At 62.2% G+C, this 21,455-nt stretch carries 21 protein-coding genes; 12 read left to right on the forward strand and 9 right to left on the reverse strand.

Features of this window, described 5'->3' with window-relative positions:
• Nucleotides 1-10 precede the first annotated feature (10 nt).
• From rpmA to Q0887_RS01875, 3 genes are all read left to right on the forward strand, one after another.
• Complete coding sequence (gene rpmA, locus Q0887_RS01865; RefSeq protein ID WP_299191871.1) at nucleotides 11-280, forward strand: 50S ribosomal protein L27; 270 nt, start codon at nucleotides 11-13, stop codon at nucleotides 278-280.
• 214 nt (nucleotides 281-494) lie between these two features.
• Nucleotides 495-1,052, forward strand: coding sequence for a GNAT family N-acetyltransferase (locus tag Q0887_RS01870; protein WP_299191873.1), 558 nt, complete (start codon nucleotides 495-497; stop codon nucleotides 1,050-1,052).
• A 76-nt stretch (nucleotides 1,053-1,128) separates the two neighbouring features.
• On the forward strand, nucleotides 1,129-1,731 hold the full coding sequence (locus Q0887_RS01875; protein WP_299191875.1) for a helix-turn-helix domain-containing protein: 603 nt from the start codon (nucleotides 1,129-1,131) through the stop codon (nucleotides 1,729-1,731).
• On the opposite strand, the gene Q0887_RS01880 is transcribed toward Q0887_RS01875, so the two are convergent.
• Complete coding sequence (locus Q0887_RS01880) at nucleotides 1,728-2,459, reverse strand: folate-binding protein (RefSeq protein WP_299191877.1); 732 nt, start codon at nucleotides 2,457-2,459, stop codon at nucleotides 1,728-1,730. The genes Q0887_RS01875 and Q0887_RS01880 overlap by 4 nt on opposite strands.
• On the reverse strand, nucleotides 2,456-3,343 hold the full coding sequence (locus tag Q0887_RS01885) for a hypothetical protein (protein ID WP_299191878.1): 888 nt from the start codon (nucleotides 3,341-3,343) through the stop codon (nucleotides 2,456-2,458). The genes Q0887_RS01880 and Q0887_RS01885 overlap by 4 nt, the downstream gene beginning before the upstream one ends.
• A gap of 66 nt (nucleotides 3,344-3,409) precedes the next feature.
• Between Q0887_RS01885 and pyrC the strand changes: the two genes are divergently transcribed.
• Complete coding sequence (gene pyrC, locus Q0887_RS01890; RefSeq protein ID WP_299191880.1) at nucleotides 3,410-4,447, forward strand: dihydroorotase; 1,038 nt, start codon at nucleotides 3,410-3,412, stop codon at nucleotides 4,445-4,447.
• On the opposite strand, the gene rarD is transcribed toward pyrC, so the two are convergent.
• Nucleotides 4,444-5,373, reverse strand: a complete 930-nt coding sequence (gene rarD, locus Q0887_RS01895) for an EamA family transporter RarD (RefSeq protein ID WP_299191881.1) — start codon at nucleotides 5,371-5,373, stop codon at nucleotides 4,444-4,446. The genes pyrC and rarD overlap by 4 nt on opposite strands.
• 355 nt (nucleotides 5,374-5,728) lie before the next feature.
• On the opposite strand from rarD, the gene Q0887_RS01900 reads away from it, so the two are divergent.
• Nucleotides 5,729-6,451 carry a hypothetical protein gene (locus tag Q0887_RS01900; protein WP_299191883.1) on the forward strand — a complete coding sequence of 241 codons (723 nt, stop codon included), beginning with the start codon at nucleotides 5,729-5,731 and terminating at the stop codon, nucleotides 6,449-6,451.
• Between the two features lie 10 nt (nucleotides 6,452-6,461).
• On the opposite strand, the gene astD is transcribed toward Q0887_RS01900, so the two are convergent.
• A complete protein-coding gene (gene astD, locus Q0887_RS01905; RefSeq protein WP_299191885.1) occupies nucleotides 6,462-7,877 on the reverse strand; it encodes a succinylglutamate-semialdehyde dehydrogenase in 1,416 nt (471 codons plus the stop codon).
• A 284-nt stretch (nucleotides 7,878-8,161) separates the two neighbouring features.
• Here astD and Q0887_RS01910 point away from each other — a divergent pair, with 284 nt between their 5' ends.
• Both Q0887_RS01910 and Q0887_RS01915 read left to right on the forward strand, forming a co-directional pair.
• Nucleotides 8,162-10,558, forward strand: coding sequence for a YadA-like family protein (locus Q0887_RS01910; protein ID WP_299191886.1), 2,397 nt, complete (start codon nucleotides 8,162-8,164; stop codon nucleotides 10,556-10,558).
• Between the two features lie 112 nt (nucleotides 10,559-10,670).
• Nucleotides 10,671-11,135 carry a hypothetical protein gene (locus Q0887_RS01915; RefSeq protein WP_299191887.1) on the forward strand — a complete coding sequence of 155 codons (465 nt, stop codon included), beginning with the start codon at nucleotides 10,671-10,673 and terminating at the stop codon, nucleotides 11,133-11,135.
• 3 nt (nucleotides 11,136-11,138) lie between these two features.
• Here the strand turns inward: Q0887_RS01915 and Q0887_RS01920 are convergent, their stop codons facing one another.
• Nucleotides 11,139-12,536 carry a protein adenylyltransferase SelO family protein gene (locus Q0887_RS01920; protein WP_299195178.1) on the reverse strand — a complete coding sequence of 466 codons (1,398 nt, stop codon included), beginning with the start codon at nucleotides 12,534-12,536 and terminating at the stop codon, nucleotides 11,139-11,141.
• Between the two features lie 88 nt (nucleotides 12,537-12,624).
• Between Q0887_RS01920 and Q0887_RS01925 the strand changes: the two genes are divergently transcribed.
• The 5 genes from Q0887_RS01925 (at nucleotide 12,625) to Q0887_RS01945 (ending at nucleotide 18,528) form a co-directional block, all read left to right on the forward strand.
• Nucleotides 12,625-13,488 (forward strand): alpha/beta hydrolase, encoded by an 864-nt coding sequence (locus Q0887_RS01925; RefSeq protein WP_299191889.1) that lies wholly within the window; start codon nucleotides 12,625-12,627, stop codon nucleotides 13,486-13,488.
• 11 nt (nucleotides 13,489-13,499) lie between these two features.
• A complete protein-coding gene (locus Q0887_RS01930; protein WP_299191891.1) occupies nucleotides 13,500-14,651 on the forward strand; it encodes a glycosyltransferase family 4 protein in 1,152 nt (383 codons plus the stop codon).
• A gap of 155 nt (nucleotides 14,652-14,806) precedes the next feature.
• The gene (locus tag Q0887_RS01935) at nucleotides 14,807-15,580 is read left to right on the forward strand and encodes a tetratricopeptide repeat protein (protein WP_299191893.1); all 774 of its coding nucleotides are present in this window, start codon (nucleotides 14,807-14,809) and stop codon (nucleotides 15,578-15,580) included.
• Between the two features lie 101 nt (nucleotides 15,581-15,681).
• Nucleotides 15,682-16,977: a PQQ-binding-like beta-propeller repeat protein gene (locus tag Q0887_RS01940; RefSeq protein WP_299195181.1), complete on the forward strand. Its 1,296-nt coding sequence runs from the start codon at nucleotides 15,682-15,684 to the stop codon at nucleotides 16,975-16,977.
• A 114-nt stretch (nucleotides 16,978-17,091) separates the two neighbouring features.
• Entirely contained in the window at nucleotides 17,092-18,528 is a 1,437-nt protein-coding gene (locus Q0887_RS01945; RefSeq protein WP_299191895.1) for a DUF1295 domain-containing protein, read from the forward strand.
• A gap of 6 nt (nucleotides 18,529-18,534) precedes the next feature.
• Here Q0887_RS01945 and Q0887_RS01950 read toward each other — a convergent pair whose 3' ends face one another.
• From Q0887_RS01950 to Q0887_RS01965, 4 genes are all read right to left on the reverse strand, one after another.
• Nucleotides 18,535-18,834 (reverse strand): putative quinol monooxygenase, encoded by a 300-nt coding sequence (locus tag Q0887_RS01950; protein WP_299191896.1) that lies wholly within the window; start codon nucleotides 18,832-18,834, stop codon nucleotides 18,535-18,537.
• 16 nt (nucleotides 18,835-18,850) lie between these two features.
• Entirely contained in the window at nucleotides 18,851-19,153 is a 303-nt protein-coding gene (locus Q0887_RS01955; RefSeq protein ID WP_299191898.1) for a putative quinol monooxygenase, read from the reverse strand.
• Nucleotides 19,154-19,175: 22 nt separating this feature from the next.
• Entirely contained in the window at nucleotides 19,176-20,561 is a 1,386-nt protein-coding gene (locus Q0887_RS01960; RefSeq protein ID WP_299191900.1) for a glutamate--cysteine ligase, read from the reverse strand.
• Between the two features lie 63 nt (nucleotides 20,562-20,624).
• Nucleotides 20,625-21,431 carry a 16S rRNA (uracil(1498)-N(3))-methyltransferase gene (locus Q0887_RS01965; protein WP_299191901.1) on the reverse strand — a complete coding sequence of 269 codons (807 nt, stop codon included), beginning with the start codon at nucleotides 21,429-21,431 and terminating at the stop codon, nucleotides 20,625-20,627.
• Between the last annotated feature and the right edge of the window lie 24 nt (nucleotides 21,432-21,455).

Raw genomic sequence — 21,455 nt, forward strand, 5'->3', positions numbered from 1 at the left:
ATCAGGACCAATGGCACACAAAAAAGCAGGCGGTTCATCGCGTAACGGTCGCGACTCAGTCGGTCGCCGCCTTGGTGTGAAGAAGTTCGGCGGTCAGGACGTGATCGGCGGCAACATCATCGTGCGTCAGCGCGGCACCAAATTCTATCCGGGCACCAATGTCGGTATGGGCAAGGACCATACCCTTTTCGCCCTCGGCGAAGGTGTGGTGCGATTCCACAAGGGTAAGCTTGGCCGCAAATATGTGTCGGTAGACGCGATTGCGGAAGCAGCCGAATAACCGGACGGTTCACGAAAAGGATCGTCCAACGGGGCGGTCCTAGCCGGACATTGGAACCGGCGACGTAGAGGGAGAAGGGCCACCCCGATAGCCGGGGGAGCCATCTCCCTCTTGTCGTTTCTCCCTCACAGTCCGGCGAAATCTCCTTTCGCCGAAACGCAAGTGTCATGCATGGCCCCCAAACGGGCGATGCGGGGCGGGAGAGGGAAGTATCGTGTTCCATCGCAGCGACAGATTATTGCTGAGACCGATCTGGCCAGAGGACTGGAAAGGCGTGCTTGCGGGCATCGCTGACGAGGGCGTCGTGCGCAATCTCGCGCGCGCTCCATGGCCCTATGTCGAGCAGGATGCGCGCAACTTTACCCGTCTGCCCATCGCGCCGATGCATCCGCGTTTCCTCATCACCCGAGCGCGCGACGCGCAGGTCGTCGGCTGCATCGGTATCGATCCGCCGCCTGCTGACGAAGGCCAGGATGCGGGCACGGTTGAAATTGGCTACTGGATTGCGCGGCCCTTCTGGGGGCAGGGCTTTGCCACCGAAGCAGGGCGCGCGGTGCTCGAAATCGCACACACGCTCGGCTATTCGCGCGTCATCGGCTCGCATTTTCTCGACAATCCTGCCTCAGGCAAGGTTCTGGAAAAGCTCGGTTTCGAGCCGACCGGCCGGGTGGTCGAACGCCATTCTTGTGGGCGCGGGGAAGAGGCTCCGACGGCGGAATATGCTCTCTCGCTCGAAGGGATATCTGCGGCAGACAATGCGCAGGCGGCGTGACCAGCGCGCCGCCTGCGCTTGCCCATGCTTGTCCTATACTTGAGCGCCTGACGCAATTCGATTACGCGTCGGGGCAATGACAAGTCGCAAGAGATTAAGTCCCGAAGAATCGCGCAGTTCCGCTCTCGAAGCGGCGCGCGCATTGCTGATCGAGACAGGCCCGCAATCGGTGACGCTGAAAGCCGTCGCTTCGCGGATCGGGCGCACCCATGCCAATTTGCTGCACCATTTCGGCTCGGCCTCGGGTTTGCAAAAGGCGCTGGCTGAGCATCTCGCCCGGACCGTATGCGAGACGATTATCGAGGCGGTCCATGCGAGCCGCGCGGGTCTAGGCTCGGCGCGCGAAGTGGTGGATCTGGCCTTTGATGCATTCGACCGCGAGGGCGCGGGCGCGCTGACCAGCTGGATGCTGCTGACAGGCAATGAGGACGCGCTCAACCCGATCATATCGACCATTCACGATCTGGTGGACGAGATTGCGCCCGGTGAAGCCGATCATCAGGGCGACGAGATGTTCGTCCACAAGGACACGCTCAATCTGGTGCTTCTGGCGCTGGGTGATGCACTGATCGGTGCGGCTTTGGCGAAGTCGCTCGGCCTTCCGCGTGACACGGCGCGTCAACGTGCAGCCGCGACGCTCGAGGCCTCGCTGGCCGAGAACAACGCCGCCGAAGCCTAGTCTGCGATCCCTGCTGCCTGCCAGTCGGGCAGCGCGGAAGGATCGAGATCGCTCACCCGCAAGTGATCGACCGCCAGCCCGAGTTCGGGATAGGCCGCCTTGCGCCGCGCTTCGTCAGACGAATCGAGCGGGACGACAACCAGCCGCCGATTGACCTTATTGCGCCAATTCATCCGCGCGGTGTTTTCCTGCCCGATATAGCAGCCCTTCTCAAAGCTGACGCCGTTCAGCTCGACCGCATTGGTTTCGAGCCAGAGGATATCGCCCAGCTCCGCGCGACCTTCGGGCACGCCGAGTGAGAGCCGGTGAGCCAGGTATGCTGCATCGGCGGGTTCTGAGCCTTCTTGCGCTCCCAACCATCGGTGACCCAATTGCGTGAGGCGTGGGTCGGAGGCGGAGCCTTCTTGCGCGGCGAGGCTCCAATGCACAGCGGCTCCTTCATCGCGCGCGATCTCGATCTTGCGGCGCAGTCGGTAGAGCGAGAGACGCTTTGCAAGTTCGTCAGCGTGCTCTGCCTCGCAATCCAGCAACACGGCGCCATCGCCGCCATCCCATACGAAAAAGTCGAACATCGCCTTGCCCTGCGCGCTGAGCATTGCGGCATAGACCGGCAGTTCGCCCGAGACATCGTTGGTGACGAGCCCTTGCAGGAAGCTGCGCACATCTTCGCCTGCCTCCAGCGGCGCCAGGCGGATTACCGCGCGTGATTTCAGCCAAGTGGCGCTCATGTTGCACATTTCCTTTGAACCGCGCGGGCAAGCCTAGCGCCGAGTTCCGGCCCTTGCTCGGGATAGAGATAGGGTTCGATCAGCTCCGATTCCATCACCGCAAGCGCGCCGTCCTCCATCCGCAGCATGTCGATGCGGGCATAGAGCGGCGCGGCGAAGGGGAGGGCGGCGATGATCGCGGCGGCGGCGCTGGCTTCCTCGGGTGAGGGTGCGTGGACGCTTTCCTGCCCGCCATAGAGCGACTGGATGCGGTAATCGCCCTTGGCGGGGAGCTTGCGCAGGACGTGGCTGAGTTCGCCTTCGATGAAGATGAAGCTAAGCTCACCCTCGCTGGCGATTGCGGGGAGGAAGGGTTGAAGCATGGCGGGGTGGTCGAATTGCCAGCCTGCCGGGACTTCACCGCGCGTGAGCATTTCCTGCCCCATCGCGCCTGCGCCGACCTGCCGCTTCACCACCAGCCTGTCGCACCCAAAGGCGTCCATCGCCGCTTCGGCCTCTGCGGCGGAGACTTTGTCGAGCCAGCGCGTCGGGATGGTCGCCGCGCCGTGTGTCGCAAGTTCTCGCAGATAGGTCTTGGTAATGTTCCACCGGACAACTTCAGCCGAATTGCACACGATGATCCCGCGCGCTTCCAAGGCGTCGAGCTTGGCGAGGAAGGCCTCGGCCTTGTCCTGATAGTTCCACGCTGTGCCCAGCATCACGAGGTCGACGCCTTCAAAGGCCTCTAGCGGCGCTTCCCAGTCGATCACTTTGAGCGTCAGGCCCGCATCTGCAAGGGCAGGCTCGATCGCCGTCATCATCAGGTCGTGTTCGAACGCGTCGCCGCGCCGCTCACCTGCTCCTGGTAGAGTCGTGTCGCAGGCCAGAAATCCGATTGTGCTCATGCCAGCGCCTTAAGCGGACACAAGGGGACTGGAAAGCCCCTCAAACGCCGCTTAAGGCACACAGCGATGACAGACACGCTGACAATTCGCCGCCCTGATGACTGGCACCTGCATTTCCGCGATGGCGAGGTGATGCGCGGGGTTGTTCCCTACACTGCGCGCCAGTTTGGCCGTGCGATTGTGATGCCGAACCTCTCCCCGCCGGTGACAAGCGCGGCGATGGCGGCGGAATACCGGGAGCGGATTCTGGCAGCGGTGCCTGATGGGACGCGCTTCACCCCGCTGATGACCTGCTATCTGACTGACACGACCGACGCCGACGATCTGGCGCGCGGAGCGGCTGAAGGCGTGTTCACTGCGGCCAAGCTTTACCCCGCCAACGCCACCACCAATTCCGCGTATGGCGTTAGCGATGTAACACGCATCTACCCCGTGCTTGAACGGATGGAGACCGAAGGCATCGTGCTGTGCGTCCACGGTGAAGTGACCGACAACGAGATCGACGTGTTCGACCGCGAAGCGGAGTTCATCGAGCGCCACATGCGCGCAATTGTCGTCGATTTCCCGCAGCTTAAAGTGGTGTTTGAACACATCACCACAGCTGACGCGGCGCGTTTTGTCGCCGAAGCCGGACCGAATGTCGCCGCGACGATCACCCCGCAGCACTTGCACATCAACCGCAACGCGATGCTGGTGGGCGGGATCCAGCCGCACAATTACTGCCTTCCGGTGGCCAAGCGCGAGACTCACCGGCTGGCGCTGCGCGCTATGGCGACTTCGGGCAGCGGCAAATTCTTCTTGGGCACCGACAGCGCCCCGCATTTGCGCTCTGCCAAAGAGACCGCTTGCGGCTGCGCGGGCATTTTCAACGCGCCCTTCGCGCTCGAAAGTTATCTCAAAGTGTTTGAGGAAGAGGGCGCGCTGGACCGGTTCGAAGCCTTTGCCTCGCTCAACGGACCGGCGTTCTATGGCCTGCCGGTCAACGATGAAGAGATCACCCTGGAACGCGCCGAAGTGCAGGTTCCTGAAACGCTCGCACTGGCGGGTGAAGAGATCGTGCCCTGGCACGCAGGCCAAACCCTCGGCTGGCGGATCGCGGGTTAGGCGGCAGCGATCGACTTTGCGGCTTTCGCACGGCGGCTGCTGGCCCACAGGTCGGCGACAAAGATCGCAACCGCAATCCAGATCAGGATGAAACTGCCCAGCTGGACGGGGCGCAGCTGCTCGCCAAACACCGTCAGGCCGAGCAGGAAGACGATGGTCGGCGCGAGATATTGAATGAAGCCGAGCGTTGAGTAATTCATCCGCCGCGCCGCTATCGCGAACAGCAGTAGCGGCACCGCTGTGACCACGCCGGAAAAGATGATCGCAAGGCTGAGGAACCAGTCCTGACCGAATGACGTGCCTGCCGGGCTGCCTGCATAATACCAGGCGATGCCGCATGCGGGCAGGAGCAGAATCAGGCTCTCGATCGTGAGGCCCGGCAGCGATCCCACATCAACCTGTTTGCGAACAATGCCATAAAGGCCAAAGCTGAATGCGAGAGTTAGGCTGATCCACAAGGTGGTGAGCGCGCCAGCGGAAAGCAGCGCCACCGCCGCCAGTGCAATCGCAACCGCCAGCCATTGCCATTTCGACAGCTTCTCACCCAGCAGCAGCGTGCCAAGCAGTACGTTAAGCAGCGGGTTGAGATAGTAGCCAAGGCTCGCCGCATAGACCTGGTTCTCCATGATCGCCCAGATATAGACGAACCAGTTCACCGCGATCAGCACCGCGCTTGCCAGCAGCGCCAGCATGGTGCGCGGATTGGACAACGCTGCGCGCAATGCCGGGAACTGTTTGCGCAAGGCCACGATCAGCAAGCAGAACGGCAAGGTCCATATGATCCGCCAGCCGACAAATTCGAACGGCGGCACGCTTGTCACCAGCAGCAGGTAGAGCGGTAGAAAGCCCCAGATGAAATACGCGCCGAGCGCTGCGGGGAGGCCCGAAGGCGTATCTGGCGATGGTGAGGGAGGGGCGCTTTGCATCAGGCATCGGCCACTAGGGCGCGCGAGGCCAGGGCGCAAGCGCTGCGTCTTGCGCTCAAACTTGTAAGATTTCTCGATAAAAAGCTGAACGAACGCCGACAGGCCCGCTCGCACTTCGTTCAGTTTCGATCATGTAAATATGAACACACAATCGAGGGGCGACCTATCCCACACCACCTTGTCGGCTCCTCCCTTGACTTGGACCCGTCCTATGGACGGCCCGGGCGCGGCTCCCACCAGCCGTGGAAGGCGCTCTCAACTCCCTTCGGGGGCTTGGGAGCGTCTTCGATTCTGGAGCAGGAATCCCGCCCACCTGCATAGCGAAAATTAACCAAAATGCGTCAAAGCGGCTGGCATGGATATTCGCGCCCTCAAACCTGTTTCGCTCGTGCTCGCCATCGCGGCTTTGGCCGCGTGTGGCAGTGAGCCCGCCGATGCGCCTGCCGAAATCGTCGTTCAGGATCCCTTGCTGGCGCGCGCGCTCAACGATCCGCTGATGGTCGATCCCGATCTTTCATGGCGCAGCGAAGCCAATGCAGCAGTTGCGATTCGCGATGGTCATCCGCTGCCGCTCTTCGCAGGCAGCGAGGATGCGGCTGCGCGGGCGAGGGAAGCGGCGCGGATCGAATTGCTCGAAGGCGGCCAGATACCCGCCGTTCCGCTCGCTGCCGGAAGCACCGGCTCTGCGGCTCTGGGAGGCCTGACCACAGCCAATGAAATCGTCGAAGCGCTTGATGCGCGGCCCGATTGCATTGGCGATATGGACGGACGACTCGGCTGGTCGACTCAGATGCCCGAAACCTCATCAATCATGCCGCATGGCATGGTGCAGCAGGCTGCGGGCGTCGATCAGGGCACCTGCGTTGTGCGCGTTGTGCGCTATCTGACCGCCGCCGATGCCGCCGATGTGCTCGAATATCACTATGCCAAGGCTGACCGCGCGCGTTTTCGTGTCGAGCGGTTTGATGCACCCGAAGTGCAGCTGCGCGCGGATCGCCGCGATCAGGCGCTGGCCGTCCATGTCCGCGAAGGGCCAAACGGTTTGACCGAGGTTGATGTGGTGCACTGGCGCAAATAAGCCCTAAAACTCAGTCGCTTTTCAGACCAACCCCGATATTAGCGCGCGGCTGATCCATCTCGGTGCTGGCCACGGGATAGGCGCAGTAGTCCGCTGCGTAATATGCCGCCGGGCGATGATTGCCTGACAGACCGATCCCGCCAAACGGAGCCTTGGACGATGCGCCATTGGTGGGGCGGTTCCAGTTGATGATCCCTGCGCGAATATTGGCCCAGAACCGCCCGTAATCATCGGGCGATCCGCCAATCAACGAAGCCGACAGGCCGAAGCGGGTGTTGTTCGCCTCTGCAATTGCTGCGTCGAGATCAGGCACACGGATGACCTGCAACAATGGCCCGAACAGCTCGACATCGGGCCGGTCGGGAATATTTGTCGTGTCGATAATGCCCGGCGTGAGGAAAGGCTTATCCGGATCGGTGCGCCGCATGTGAAGCAGCGCCTTGCCCCCCGCTGTCAGCAGCGCCAGAAAGCTTTCGTTCAAGCGGTCGGCAGTCTCGTTGTCGATCACCGGCCCCATAAAGGGCTGCGGTTCGGCAAAGGGTTCATCCACCACCAGCTTTTTGGCGAGCGGGAGCAGTTCGGCCATCAGGTCATCATAGAGATGGTCGACCACGATCAGCCGGCGTGCAGCGGTGCAGCGCTGTCCTGCTGTGGTGAACGCGCTCTGCACAATCAGCGCAGCCGCATCGCTCAGTTTGGGCGTATCGGTGACGACAATCGGATTGTTTCCGCCCATTTCGAGCGCGACGATTTTCGACGGATTGGCGGCGAGTTTGCGATTGATCGCGATGCCTGCCTGCGCCGATCCGGTGAACAGCACGCCGTCAACGCCGGGATGCGCCACCAGAGTTTTGCCTTCGTCGGGGCCGCCGATGATGAGCTGTACGGTGTCTTCGGGTGCGCCCGAGCGGTTCCAGCAATCGACCAGCGCCTCGGCCACGGCGGGCGTCTTTTCCGACGGTTTGAACAGGATCACATTGCCCGCGATCAGCGCGGGGATCATGTGGCCATTGGGCAGGTGCGCGGGGAAGTTATACGGCCCCAGCACGGCCATCACACCGTGCGGTTTGTGCCGCACGGCAGAGCTGCCCTGCAGGGCGCTGTCGAGCTTCTTCTTGCCGGTGCGCTCGGCATAGGCCTGAACCGAGATATCAACCTTTGCGACCACCGCATCGACTTCGGTGCGCGCTTCCCACAAGGGTTTGCCAGTTTCATTGGCAATCAGTTCGGCAAGCTTATCAGCATCCTTGCGCACTTCATTGGCAAAGCGGCGGGCTATCTCAACCCGGTTCGCCAATGCCCGCGCAGCCCAGGCATGCCAGGCGCGCCGTGCGCGGCTGACCGCCGAATCGACATCGCCGATGGCGCCGCGCCACACTTCTTCCCCGGTTGCGGGGGCAATCGAAATCAGGATGTTATCGGTCACACTGGCGGCTCGATTTATAGGTATGCCTCTCAAGAATGGTTACCAGCCTGTCATCTGGACCACCTAGTTGGCCTCGGTAGCCATGTGCCGGGCATAATTCCAGTAAGTTCGAGTAAGCTTTCAGGGTCTTCCCTTATTTGTGAGTTCGAGTATGTTAACTCCGCAATCTGGGGGGGTCGGGCCTAAATGGGCAATGCGTGGGGCATCAGACCAAACCTCCAAGATCGGATCGCAATTGAAATTGCTGCGCACTTAATGGCGCGGTTTCCGAAGGGGAAAATCTGATGAAGTTTTTAAAATCAAAACGTTCGGCACTTGGTCTGTCGACTTCGACAGCTGTGATCGCTGGCGTAGCGGCATTTGGTTTCAGCGCGACGCCTGCGTCGGCTGAAGAATGTCTTCTCGATGATGGCGCTGGATTCGGCATTACAGGCCCGAACGAAGGTGAAGCCTACAGCCAAGGCGATGTTCTGCTCTTTGGCGGCAATCCGGACACCACTGGCGGTGCCAATGGCTCTGGCGCCAATTCACTGGCTTGCGGCGAAAACGCAGAAGCTTCGGGCGACGAAAGCACTGCGGTCGGCGCAGATACAGTTGCTTCCGGCGACACTTCTTCGGCTTTCGGTTTCAACGCACGCGCGCTCAACGAATCGTCGACCGCAATCGGCTCTAGCGCACGGGCTGAAGGTCTGTCTTCGACGGCGCTCGGTGCGCTTGCAGAGGCAACTGGAGACAACTCGTCTGCACTCGGCCGCAGCTCGGTCGCATCGGGTCAATTCTCGACCGCAGTCGGCAACCGCGCCACGGCAAGCGGCGGACACAGCTTCGCTACGGGTCGCGATTCGGTTGCAAGCGGCATCTCGGCCATCGCGGTTGGCCGCGCGTCACTTGCTGATGGCGACAATTCGATATCGGTCGGTGAGTTCTCGCAATCAGCGGGTGCCTCTTCGATCGCAATCGGTAACGCTTCGCTCGCTACAGGCGTTGACGCTGTTGCGATCGGCGGCGACGATGCAGGCGCAGGCGCAGCAGCAGTTGGTAACTCGACCACCGCAATCGGCGGCGAGTCGCTGGCACAAGGCCCCGGCGCAACCGCAGTGGGTTGGCGTTCGGTAGCCTCGGCAGAACGCGCGCAGGCCTTCGGTCACCTGGCACAAGCAACGGGTATCCGCTCGCTGGCCGTCGGTGAGGCCGCCAATGCAAGCGCAGACTTCGCAATCGCTCAAGGCGATCAGGCAGCGGCCAGCGGGCTTGCTTCCATCGCTATCGGTAATGCTTCGAGCGCGACCGGTGTTGATGCAGTTGCACTGGGCGGCGACGACGCAGGCAGCGGCGCAACGGCAGACGGCAACTCCACCACGGCAGTGGGCGGTGAAGCCTTCGCTCAAGGCCCGGGCGCCACAGCCTATGGTTGGCGTTCGGTTGCTTCGGCAGAACGTGCTCAGGCCTTTGGTCACCTTGCTAACGCGACCGGCATCCGTTCGCTCGCAGTGGGTGAAGCGGCCAACGCATCGGGCGATGGTTCGGTTGCAGTCGGTAACCTCAGCGCAGCATCGGGCGTCAGCTCGGTAGCGGTTGGCGATGGTTCGAATGCAGCTTTCGACAACTCGGTTGCTCTGGGTGCCTTCGCGGCCACCACACGAGCAAACCAGATTGTCCTTGGCGGCGCAGGCAGCTCGGTCACTATCGGCGATCTCGCAGCCAGCACTGCTGCGCAGACGGGCACGGCCTTTGTGGCGACGACCGACGCAACTGGTACACTGGGTCAGGGCATCGCTGTCGATGATCTGGCAACCGACGCCGAACTGGCTGCGACGGCTGCAACATTGCAGTCCGGAATCGATGCCAATGCGACTGCGATTGCGGGCAATACGGCTGATATTGCGACGAATGCTGGTAATATCGCAACCAACACCGCCGATATCGCGACCAACACTGCTGATATTGCGACCAACTCTGCCGATATCGCAACCAACACCGCAGCAATCGGTGCCAATGCAACGGCGATTGCCGGCCTCGATACGCGGGTAACCGCGAACGAGACCGCGATTGCAACCAATACGGCTGACATTGCTACCAACGCCACTGGCATCGCAACCAACGCTACTGGCATCGCTACGAACGCGACTGGTATCGCCACCAACACCACTGACATCGCGACCAATGCGACTGGTATCGCTACCAACGCCACTGGCATCGCAACCAACGCTTCGGCGATTGCGGCGAGCAACACGGCAGTGGCGGCTCTTGATACGCGGGTCACCGCCAATGAAGGGGCCATCGCTACCAACCAGACAGACATTGCCGCGCTCACCACGCAGCAAAACACCAACACCGCTGGAATTGCGACCAACTCCGCCAATATCGGCGCGTTGCAGCAATTGACCGCTACGAACACCGGTCGGATCGACACTCTGTTCGGTATCACCGCAGCCAACAGTGCTGCGATTGATCGCGCGAATGAAGGTGTGGCGATGGCACTGGCGATGGAAAGCCCAACGCTGCCTGCAGGCACCAGCTTCGCGCTGTCGGGCGGTATTGGCTACTTCGAAGACCAGGGCGCTGGCACGATGGCGGTGAGCGCTCGCGTGTCTGAAAATGCCTCGATCTCGGCAGGTGTCGGTGTCGGCTTTGACAGCGGCGAAGTCGGCGCACGCGGCGGCTTCCAAATTGCTTGGTAAGCCGTTACACATCAGTGCCATGACACATATGGCAACAAAATATGCGATGCCGGGGCCTAGCGCCCCGGCATTTCGTTTTGCACTAGTAGCGCTTGTCGCAGCAGCGCTCCCTATGACGCCGGTTCAGGCACAACAGCAACCTGCTGCGCAGCCAGTACCGACGGTTCAACCGCCGCCATCAGCACGGCCGGTTCCCAGCCAGCTGGAATTGTCGAAGCTGCTCTGGTCGACCATCGCCGCGGTCGATCACGCCAACCAGTCGGGCAATTATTCGGTGCTGCGCGACATCTCTGCGCAGACATTCCAGATCAATTTCAACCCTGCGCGGCTGACCGAGATTTTCGCGGGCCTGCGCAATCTCAATATCGACCTGTCCAACGCGCTGCTGGTCCCGCCGACCTATTACGAAGCGCCGACAATGATCAGCAACGATGTCTTCCGTGTGCGCGGCGTCTTCCAGCTGCGCCCGATCTCGATCGGGTTCGACGTCTATTACCAATGGGAACAGGGCCGCTGGAAACTGTTTGGGGTTGATCTGCAACCCCAGCAGATGATCGAAGCGCAGCCCGCGCCGTAAAGCCTAGGCGTGGCCTGCCGGTTCGGGAGGCGTTCCATGCGCTTCCCCCATCCGGCGGAGCGCCGCGACCTTGTCCGTTAGCGGTTGCCAGTCATCGCGCTCGTCAATCGCTGACCAGATCGCTTCAACCTCTTCGATCAGCATCGACTGAGGCTTATCGTCGCTCCAGTAATCATGCGTGCCATCTAGCGGGGTGTAACGGCCAAGCATTTCGCCCAGCTCCCCTTCGGCTCCGCGCCCGCCGCGAAGGTTGAAGAAGAACGCATCGGGCTGCGCGGCCTGTTCGCGCATGACCTTTTCACAGGCCGAGACGAGCAGCGAATCCGTCTCCACTCCTTGCGCTTCGACACCCAAGCGCCAGCACCAGCGCCGCGCGATGGCTTCCATATAAAGCGGTCCGAACCGCTCCAGCGCAAAGACCAGCGGCTCACTCTCTGCAAGCAGGCGCAGGGAGACCGCGAACTGGCCAGAATTCCAGTGCAGCGCCTCCGGCTGGCGGCCGAATGCGTAGAGGCCGTTATGGTCGAAATAGGCGGCGGTGAAAGCGGGATCCCAGCGTGGCAGCCAGCGCCACGGGCCGTAGTCAAAGCTCTCCCCGCTCACATTCATATTGTCAGTGTTGAGCACGCCGTGGACGAAGCCCGCGACCATATAGCTCGCGGCAAGATCGGCCATCCGCTCTACAACGTGGTGCATCAGCTGCACCGCAGGCTCGTCGCGGCCCGGAGCGTCCTCTGGCGGTGGAGGGCCGGGGAATTGCGTGAGGCAGTAATCGACCAAGGCCTCCATCTCGGCCTTCTCCTCCAGCGCGAGCAACCGCTGAAATGTCCCGATGCGGATATGCGAATGGCTGAGCCGCACCATCACTGCGGAGCGGGTGGGCGAGGGCTCGTCATTGCGCTCCAACGGCTCGCCTGTCTCGATCACCGAGAAAGTCTTGGACGTGTTCACACCCAAGGCTTCGAGCATCTCGGTCGCCAGAATCTCGCGCACCGCGCCTTTCAGCGTCAGCCTGCCGTCGCCTGAGCGGCTGAACGGCGTGGTGCCCGAACCCTTTGTCCCCAGATCCATCAGCCGCCCGTCGCCCTCGCGCATCTGCGCAAACAGGAACCCGCGACCGTCGCCAATGTCGGGGTTGTAATGGCGGAACTGGTGGCCGTGATATTTGAGCGCGAGCGGCTGCGGCAAATTGCCCTCCAGCGGAGCAAACCTTCCGAAATGCTGCGTCCATTCGTCGTCACTGAGCGAGTCCAGACCCACACTCGCAGCGGCGCGGTCATTGCGAAAGCGCAAGCGCGTTTCGGGGAAATCCGCTGCCGCAACCGGCGCGCCGAGCCAGTCGGAAAGCGTCAGGATCGCAGGATCGGGGGTGTATTTGGCAGCTTGCGGATCATCGTTCATCCCGCGATAGTGGGGGTAAGCTGACGCCTGCGCAAGCAGCACCCGCGCATTAAGACGCGCATAAGAACAACAGGGAACACCGCCTTCCATGGCCAACATTTACGAAGACAGGAACTGGACCAGCGAGGACGGCCTGTCGCTCTATTACCGCGATTATGCAGGCCCCGATGGATATGACGGCCCGCCGGTCCTGTGCCTCCACGGCCTGACCCGCAATTCTCGCGATTTCGCTGAACTGGCCGAGCATTTGAGCGCCACACGCCGCGTGATCGTGCCCGAAATGCGCGGGCGCGGGCACAGCGACTACGCTCCCGATTCCTCGACCTACAAGCCGCGCCAATATGTCGCCGATGTCGAGAAACTGCTCGCAGAGCTGGGGATTACGCGCTTCATCGCGGTCGGCACGTCGATGGGCGGGCTGATGACGATGCTGCTCGCGGCGGCCAAGCCGGGGCGGATCGCGGCGGCGGTGATGAACGATATCGGGCCGGAGATCGATCCCACCGGAATCGAGCGGATCGCGGGCTATGTCGGGCAGGGCAAAAGCTATCCGACATGGATCCACGCCGCGCGCTCGCTGGCCGAAACGCACAGCGACGCCTTTCCCGATTACGACCTCGACACCTGGCTGGAAATGGCCAAGCGCACGCTTGTGGTCAGCCAGAACGGGCGGATCAGCTATGATTACGACATGGCCATCGCCGAACCCTTCAAGCAGGCGGACAACACGCCTGCGGACGCTTTGTGGCCGGTCTATGAGGCACTCAAAGACGTGCCGATGCTGCTGGTGCGCGGGGAGCTGTCCGATCTGCTCACACCGGCAACGGTCCAGCGGATGGGAGAGGTTAACCCGGCCATGACTAGCGTCACCGTGCCGCGCGTGGGCCATGCTCCGATGCTTGATGAGCCTGAAGCGCTCGCCGCGATTGACGCGCTGCTGGCGCAGGTTTGAACTCCGCCGCCATGACGACACAATCCAGCGCATTGAGGATTCTCCACTGCCACTCGACCTTTGCGGCTGGCGGAAAGGAGATGCGCGCGGTTCAGCTGATGAGCGCATTTGGCGATGCGGCTGAGCACACGATCATATCCGGAATGCCCGATCAATTGGGCGCGCGCGAGCACATTGCGCGCGGGATCAAGGCGTATTTTCCCGATAATTTCCCGCAGCTTACTGGCTGGCCGACGCCGGGCAGGCTGGTCGCGCTGGCGCAGGCGATGAAGCCGTTTGACCTTGTGCTCACCTACAATTGGGGCGCGATGGATGCGGTGATGGCACATACGGTCTTTGGCGATGCGCTGGGCCTGCCGCCGCTGATCCATCACGAGGACGGCTTTAACGAGGATGAGGCGGGTGAACTAAAGCCCAAGCGCAACTGGTATCGCCGGATCGCGCTGGGCCGTGCGCATAGACTTGTCGTGCCCAGCCGGACGTTAGAGAGCATCGCGCTCGAAACCTGGAAGCAGCCACGCGCCAAAGTGGAGCGCATCCCCAACGGCATCGACACCAAGGCGTTCGGCAAGAAGGCAAAGCCCGGCGCGTTTCGCGTGGTCAAGCACAAGGGTGAGAACTGGGTCGGAACTCTGGCCGGATTGCGCGCGGTCAAGCAGCTGCCGATGCTGGTGCGCGCTTTTGCCGGTCTGCCGGAGAACTGGCAGCTGGTGATCCTGGGTGAGGGTCCGGAGAAAGACGCGATCCGCGCCGCTGCCGATGATCTGGAGGTCAGCCACCGCGTCCATCTGCCCGGCGCGGTCAGCGATCCCGCCAGCCTGATCGGCATGTTCGATATCTTCGCGCTATCCTCCAAGAGCGAGCAATTCCCGCTTTCGGTGGTAGAGGCGATGGCGGCGGGCCTGCCGGTCGCCGCGCCCGATGTCGGCGATGTCAGCGCCATTGTGTCAGAGGCCAACCGGCCCTTCATCGCGAAACCTGAAGATGCAGAGGCGCTGGGAGCGATGCTTGGCGAGCTGGCCGCCAATCCCGCCTTGCGCAAGGAAGTGGGCAAGGCCAACCGCGAAAAGGCGCGCGCGCATTTCGACGCAGGGAAAATGGTGGAGACTTACAAGGCGCTCTATTGGGGGGCAGCTTCGACGGATGCGCGCGAGAATTCGTGATTTTGACCGCTTCACCGGGGGTTAAACTTGCGGCCCCCATTCACTGTGTTCAAGCCGATCATGTGCGCACCATTATTCAGCGCCATTGCGCACCGCCGCCGCGCTCCTTAAAGACGCGCGCAAAGATAGTGCAATTGTAACGAGGAACACGCCCGGTGGCGCGCACCCCAACCCAAACTCCGAACGACGAAGAACCCGAAGGCCCATCGCGCGAGGACGAGATCCTCATGCGCGAAATCGACGAGGCTGTGCGGCAGGACGATGCGCTGGAATTCTTCCAGAAATACGGCGTCACGCTGGGTGTCTCGATCAGCCTGCTGCTGGCGGGCATGCTTGGTTACTGGTGGTGGGACAGCACCACTGAGGCTGAACTGGAACGGCAATCCGAAACCATCGTCAGCGCGCTCGATTCGGCAGATGTCGAGGATTTTGCCGGTGCAACGGCCAAGGTTGAACCGCTGATCGAAGATGGCTCGCCCGGCGCGCGCTCCGCAGCGCGGTTCCTTCAGGCTGCTGCCGCGCTCGAACAGGATGAGCCGGCCCGCGCGGTGGAGCTTTACGCTGCTATCGCCGCAGATGAAGAAGCGCCGCAACCTTTGCGCGATCTCGCGCTGATCCGCGAGGTATCGACCAATTTCGATGACCGCGAACCGGCCGATGTGATTGCCAAGCTCCAAGGTCTCGCCGTGCCCGGCAACGCCTTTTTCGGCAGTGCAGGCGAACTGGTCGCAGTCGCCCATCTCGAAGCAGGCAACCGCGACCTAGCAGGCACGTTGTTCGCCGAGATTGCGCGCGACGAAAGCCAGCCGGAAACGCTGCGTTCGCGCGCTCGCCAGATGGCAGGCCTGCTCGGCGTCGATGCAATTGATGATGTCGAGCAATTGCTCGAAGACGAAGGGGTGATCCCCGCAGGCGGAGCAGCGCGGTAAGCGTGCAGCTGCGACAGACATGAAGTTTATTGAACGGACGGGAACTTATGCGATTGACGGGTAAAACAGGCGTTATGGCGCTCACGCTGGCTGCAGTGACGATGACCGGAACGCTGACCGGTTGCGAAGGCGGGCTGTTCGGCGGCGGCAAGAAGACGACGCCGACTGTGGGGAACCGCATCGACATCCTCTCGCGCATCGAAACCGGCGCGGCGGTTGATCCGGCGCTTGCCGGTGTGACCGTGGTGCTTCCCCCGGCGCAGGTGAATGCCGAATGGGCGCAGGTCGGCGGCTCGGCGAGCAAGTCCTACGGCCACCTCGCTCTGCCAGAAAACCCTTCCAAGGCCTGGACCGCGCGGATTGCCGGCTCAAGCAATAGTGAGCGCCTCGCGGCTGCTCCGGTTATCGGCGGCGAGATGCTGTTCGCAGTGGGCTCTGACGGCACGATCCACGCCTTCAACCGGCAAAGCGGCGCGCGCATCTGGAGCTCGGATGCCGAAATGAGCGACGATATGCGCCCATCGGCCTTTGGCGGCGGTGTCAGCTATGAGAATGGCCGCCTCTACGCGACCAATGGCGCGGGCGATGCCAAGGCGCTGGACGCTGCAACGGGCGAGATTATCTGGCAGGTTAAGCCCGCCGGACCTTTGCGCGGATCGCCGACCATCGCCTTTGGTCAGGTCTATGTGATGACGCAGGACAACCAGATCCTCGCGCTCGACGTGAATGATGGCTCGCTGCTGTGGAACGAATCCGGTTCGACCACGCAGTCAGGCGTGTTTGGCGTGGCAGCGCCGGCTGCCGGGCAGGGCACGGTAATTGCGGGTTATTCCTCGGGTGAGCTCAACGCCTACCGCTACGAGAATGGCCGCACGCTCTGGGCCGATGCGCTGGCGCGAACCAATATCTCGACCAGAGTTAGCGCGATCACCGATATCGACGCCGATCCGATCATCGATTCGGGCCGCGTCTACGCGCTGGGTCAGGGCGGCCGCATGGCGGCATACGAGCTGGTAACAGGCCAGCGGATCTGGGAACTCAACCTTGCAGGCATTTCCACTCCGGCGATTGCGGGCGAGTGGATCTTCACGCTGACCGATGATGCGCGCCTTTTGGCGATCGCGCGTTCGAATGGCCGCGTGCGCTGGATCACCCAGCTCCAGCAATTCCGCGACGAGGAAGACCGCGAAGGGCCGATTTTCTGGACCGGGCCGGTCCTTGCAGGCGGCAATCTGTGGGTGGCAAGCTCGCGCGGTGAAGTCTGGAAGGTGAGCGTTGGTGAAGGCTCTTCGCAGCTATTCGCGGACATTGATCAGCCGGTCAGCCTGCCTCCAGTCGTGGCGGACAACCACCTCTATATTCTCGACGATAGTGGGACGATCCACGCCTGGCGTTAGTCGCCAGTAGCGCGGGAAGCTGCGTTAACCTTTGGCTGCGCAGAGTGTCTCATCGGCACGGCGCGCTCTGTGTGGGCGGAGAATTAACCCTTTTGCGTTAAGCGCCGAAGGGTAATGAGCACGAATCCAACTGAGAGCGCCGCGCCTTCGAATGCGGCCCCCGCAAGGTCACGCAAACCGGCACTGCCGAAAAGCGACGTTTCCTCCGGCGTCGGCCTGGCCGGTTTGCTGGGCCTGTTCGCGTGGATAATGTTCTGCCGCGCCTTTCCCGAGATTGCGCTGTGGCTGGGGCTGGAGGGCAATTTTACCGTCCTGTCAGGCCCGCATGCCGCGCTCACCGCGATGGTGTTTACCGCGGGGCCGATGGCGGTCTGGTCGGTGCTGGTGGACCGCGTGCATCTGCGTCCTTCGACCGGGCTCGACTGGAACCTAAAGCGCAGCATGGACGAGGTTATGCCGGTTTCGACCGTCAAGATTCTCGGCCTGTGGGCGACATGGGCGATTATCGCCGGGCTTTACTGCATTTGCCGCTGGTATTGGGACGGGCAATATCTGTTTGCGATGAAAATACTGGGATTCGCGCTGGTGCCGATGGTGGTGCTTTCGGTGCCCTATATCATCTGGCTCGACCGCCATATGACCGAGCCGCGAGACAGCACCTGGCATTTTGGCGCGATGCTGCTGGGACGCGGCGAGTGGGACACTGACGCGATCAAGAAGCACTGGCGCGCATGGATCATCAAGGCGTTTTTCGGCGCATTCATGATCTCGATCCTGCCGCCCGGCTTTGCCTATGTGGTTGAGAGTGATCCGGGCTCGATCATCAGCAATCCGGTCGCGCTGGGCATGCTGCTAATCACCTTGCTGTTCGTGATCGATGTGCAGATCGGGACCGTCGGCTATCTCTTCACCCTGCGCCCGCTTGATGCGCATATCCGTTCGGGCAATCCCTTTGTCGCGGGCTGGCTGGCGGCGCTGCTTTGCTATCCGCCCTTTGTCTGGGGGATTATCGGCAATAACGGCCAGATCCTTTCCTATGAGCAAAAGGTGCTGAGCTGGGGCGACTGGATGGCGGGTAACACCGCATTGCTGTGGGGCTGGGCCGCGTGGCTGGTGTTCCTCACCGGTATCTATGCCTGGGCGACAGTGGTGTTCGGCATCCGCTTCTCCAACCTCACCTATCGCGGCGTGCTGACCAACGGTCCGTATCGCTTCACCCGCCATCCGGCCTATCTGTCAAAGAACCTGTTCTGGTGGTGTTCGGTCATGCCGTTTCTCGTCATCAGCGGATCGCCGGTTGACGCCATTCGCAACACTTTCTTCCTGCTTGTCGTCAACGCGATCTATTACTGGCGCGCGCGGACAGAGGAAGCGCATCTGCTCGCTGAAGATCCCAAATACCGCGAATATTACGACTGGATGGAAGAGCACGGCCTTATCACCGCGCCGCTAGCCAAGATCAGGCGGCGCCTGTTCGCGCGCTTTTCGGGGCAGGGCAGACAGGTTGAAACGGTCTCGGGCGTTGATCCGGCCCGTGAACCGGCGGAATAGCAACGCTCAGATATAGAACCCGTCATCGGTTTCATGCGCAGTGAGGTTGCGCTCCGACATGGCGAGCGCGGAGACCTGCGCGCGCCATTCGGCAATATGGGCGGTGCGAAGATGCGCTTCGAGAGCGGCACGGTCGCGCCATTTCTCGCTGACCCTCACAAGTCCTTCGTCCAGCACGTCGAAGCCGTAAGCGTATTCGATGCAGCCTTCCTCGGCGCGGCTGGCGGAGATCATCGCCTCCATTGCAGGGCGCACGACCTCGATCATGCTGGGCGGGATACGGAACGATCCGACAACGACGATCATGGCTTGTGCGCTCCTCTTACATCACCGGGGAGCCGTCATCGGCCTGGAACTTGGCCAGCTCGGTGATCTGGACGTCGAGCGAGCCGAGCGCCTGCTGGAACGCGGCCATATGCGGGGTCTGGAAATGGAAGGTGAGCGCGTCGCTATCGACCCACTTCTCGACAATGATGAGCTTGTTCGGATCAAGCACGTCGACGGCGTAGGCATAGCTGACGCAGCCTTCCTCGGCGCGTGAAGCCTCCACCATAGTCGCCATCGCATCGCGCGCGGCGTCGAGTGCGCCTTCGCCCAGTTTGGCTTCGGCCAGCACTATCAGCATTGCTTCTCTCCCCTAAGGTGGATCAGAACGAGTATTTGTAAACCTGCGAAACGTCGCCGTTCCACTCGCCGTGATAGGCATCGAGCAGGCGCTGCGCGGGAACCTTGCCGCTTTTGACGATCTCGTCCAGCGTTTCGAGATAGCCGGTTTCATTGTCGCCGCTCATATTGAGCCGCGCTCGGGCCGACAGGCCGGAATGCGCGATAGCCAGCGCCTCGCGCCCCAGATCCTGCATCGTCCCCTTGCCGCCCGGCAGAGGTGCGTCGAGTGCGAGCTTGGGCGCGTCATTGCGCAGTTGCTCGCGCTCTTCCATCGACCAGTCCTTGACCAGATCCCACGCGGCGTCGAGCGCGCCTTGGTCATAGAGCAGGCCGACCCAGAAGGCGGGGAGGGCGCAAATGCGGCTCCACGGCCCGCCATCGGCGCCGCGCATTTCGAGGAAGCTCTTGAGGCGCACTTCGGGAAAGGCGGTGGAGAGGTGATCCCACCAATCACTCGCCGTCGGGCGTTCGCCGGGCAGGACGGACAATTTGCCCGCCATAAAGTCGCGGAAGCTCAGCCCCGCCGCGTCGATATATTTGCCGTCGCGGAAGACGAAATACATCGGCACGTCGAGCATATATTCGGCCCAGCGCTCATAGCCAAAACCGTCCTGAAACACGAAGGGCAGCATGCCGGTGCGGTGCGGATCGGTGTCTGACCAGATGTGGCTGCGGTAAGAGAGGTATCCGTTGGGCTTGCCCTCGGTGAAGGGCGAATTGGCGAAAAGCGCGGTGGCGAGCGGTTGCAGCGCCAGCCCGACGCGGAATTTCTGCGCCATGTCTGCCTCTGACGCATAGTCGAGATTGACCTGGATCGTGCAGGTGCGCAGCATCATGTCTAGGCCGAGGCTGCCGACCTTGGGCATGTGCTCCATCATGATCTTGTAGCGACCCTTGGGCATCACAGGCAGCTCTGCACGGGTCTTGTCCGGCCACATGCCGAGGCCGAGATAGCCGACCCCGCAGCGCTCTCCGATGGCCTTTACCTGTTCAAGATGCCGCCCCGTTTCCGCGCACGTTTCGTGCAGGTTTTCCAGCGGTGCGCCTGAAAGTTCGAGTTGGCCCGCGGGCTCCAGGCTGACCGCGCCATCCTTGCCCTTCAATGCGATGACATTGCCGTTTTCCTCGACCGGCTCCCACCCGAACTCGGTGAGTTCTGACAGCAGGTCGCGGATGCCGCATTTCTCGTCATAGGACGGCGCGCGGCGGTTCCCGTTCTCATCGGCGCGCTTGTAGACGAGCTTTTCGTGCTCGGTCCCGATGCGCCAGTCGGATTTGGGCTTCTCGCCCGCGCGCATCGGTTCGATCAGCTGGTCGAGCGATTCAAGGATGGGCTCGTCGGCGCTGGAAGCTTCTCTGGTGCTCATGCCGGTTGCTCTAGGAAACCGATTCCCCCGTGGGAAGCGCAAAATGCGTTTGTGCGCGCGAAGTCATCCTTCGCCGGGCTCCAAATCCTCGGCCATTGCTTCCTCGTCATCCAGCCAGTCGCCCGCTTCCGCCATCCATACCGATAGCGCAGCGATGGCGGCGGTTTCGCCGCGCAGGATGCGGGGGCCGAGCGAGATTGCGCGGGCCTGGGGGTGAGCGCGGATCGCGGCGCGTTCGGCATCGTCAAAGCCGCCTTCGGGACCGATCAGGATCGCTGCGGAGCCTTCGCTATAGACGAATGCATCAGCAGCCGGATCGCCGCCGTCTTCATCTGCGAAGAACAAGGTGCGCTCCTCAGGCCAGTCGCGCAGCAGCGCATCGAGCTTGGCCGGTTCGGTGACTTCGGGCAGCGCAGTGCGCGCGCATTGCTCGGCGGCTTCGATGGTGATGGTGCGTGCGCGCTCCAGATTGAGCTTGTCCGCAACGCAGCGCCTTGTGAGCACCGGCTGAATCCGCGCCGCACCCAGCTCGGTCGCTTTTTCCAGCACGAAGTCAAAACGGTCTTTCTTGAGAAGCGCGGGGCAGAGCCACAGATCGGGCACGTCTTCGCGGGGGCGCAGCTGCTCGGCCACTTCCAACTCGACCGAGCGCTTGCCCGCCTCGACCACCCGGCTCGCCCATTCGCCGGTGGCGTTGTCGCACAGGATCACCGCATCGCCTGCCGCCGCGCGCATGACGCGGGAGAGGTAGTGCGCGGCGTTGCCTTCGATTGAGACATGCGCGCCGGTTTCGAGCCGCTGCTCGACAAACAGGCGCGGTGCGCTTTTCGGCGGCCATGCCGGGGTTCGGGGGGAGGGTGTTTCAGCCATGGCTTTCCCCTAGGCGCGCACGGC

This window comes from uncultured Erythrobacter sp. (assembly GCF_947492365.1).
In the GTDB taxonomy this organism is placed as follows: Bacteria; Pseudomonadota; Alphaproteobacteria; order Sphingomonadales; family Sphingomonadaceae; genus Erythrobacter.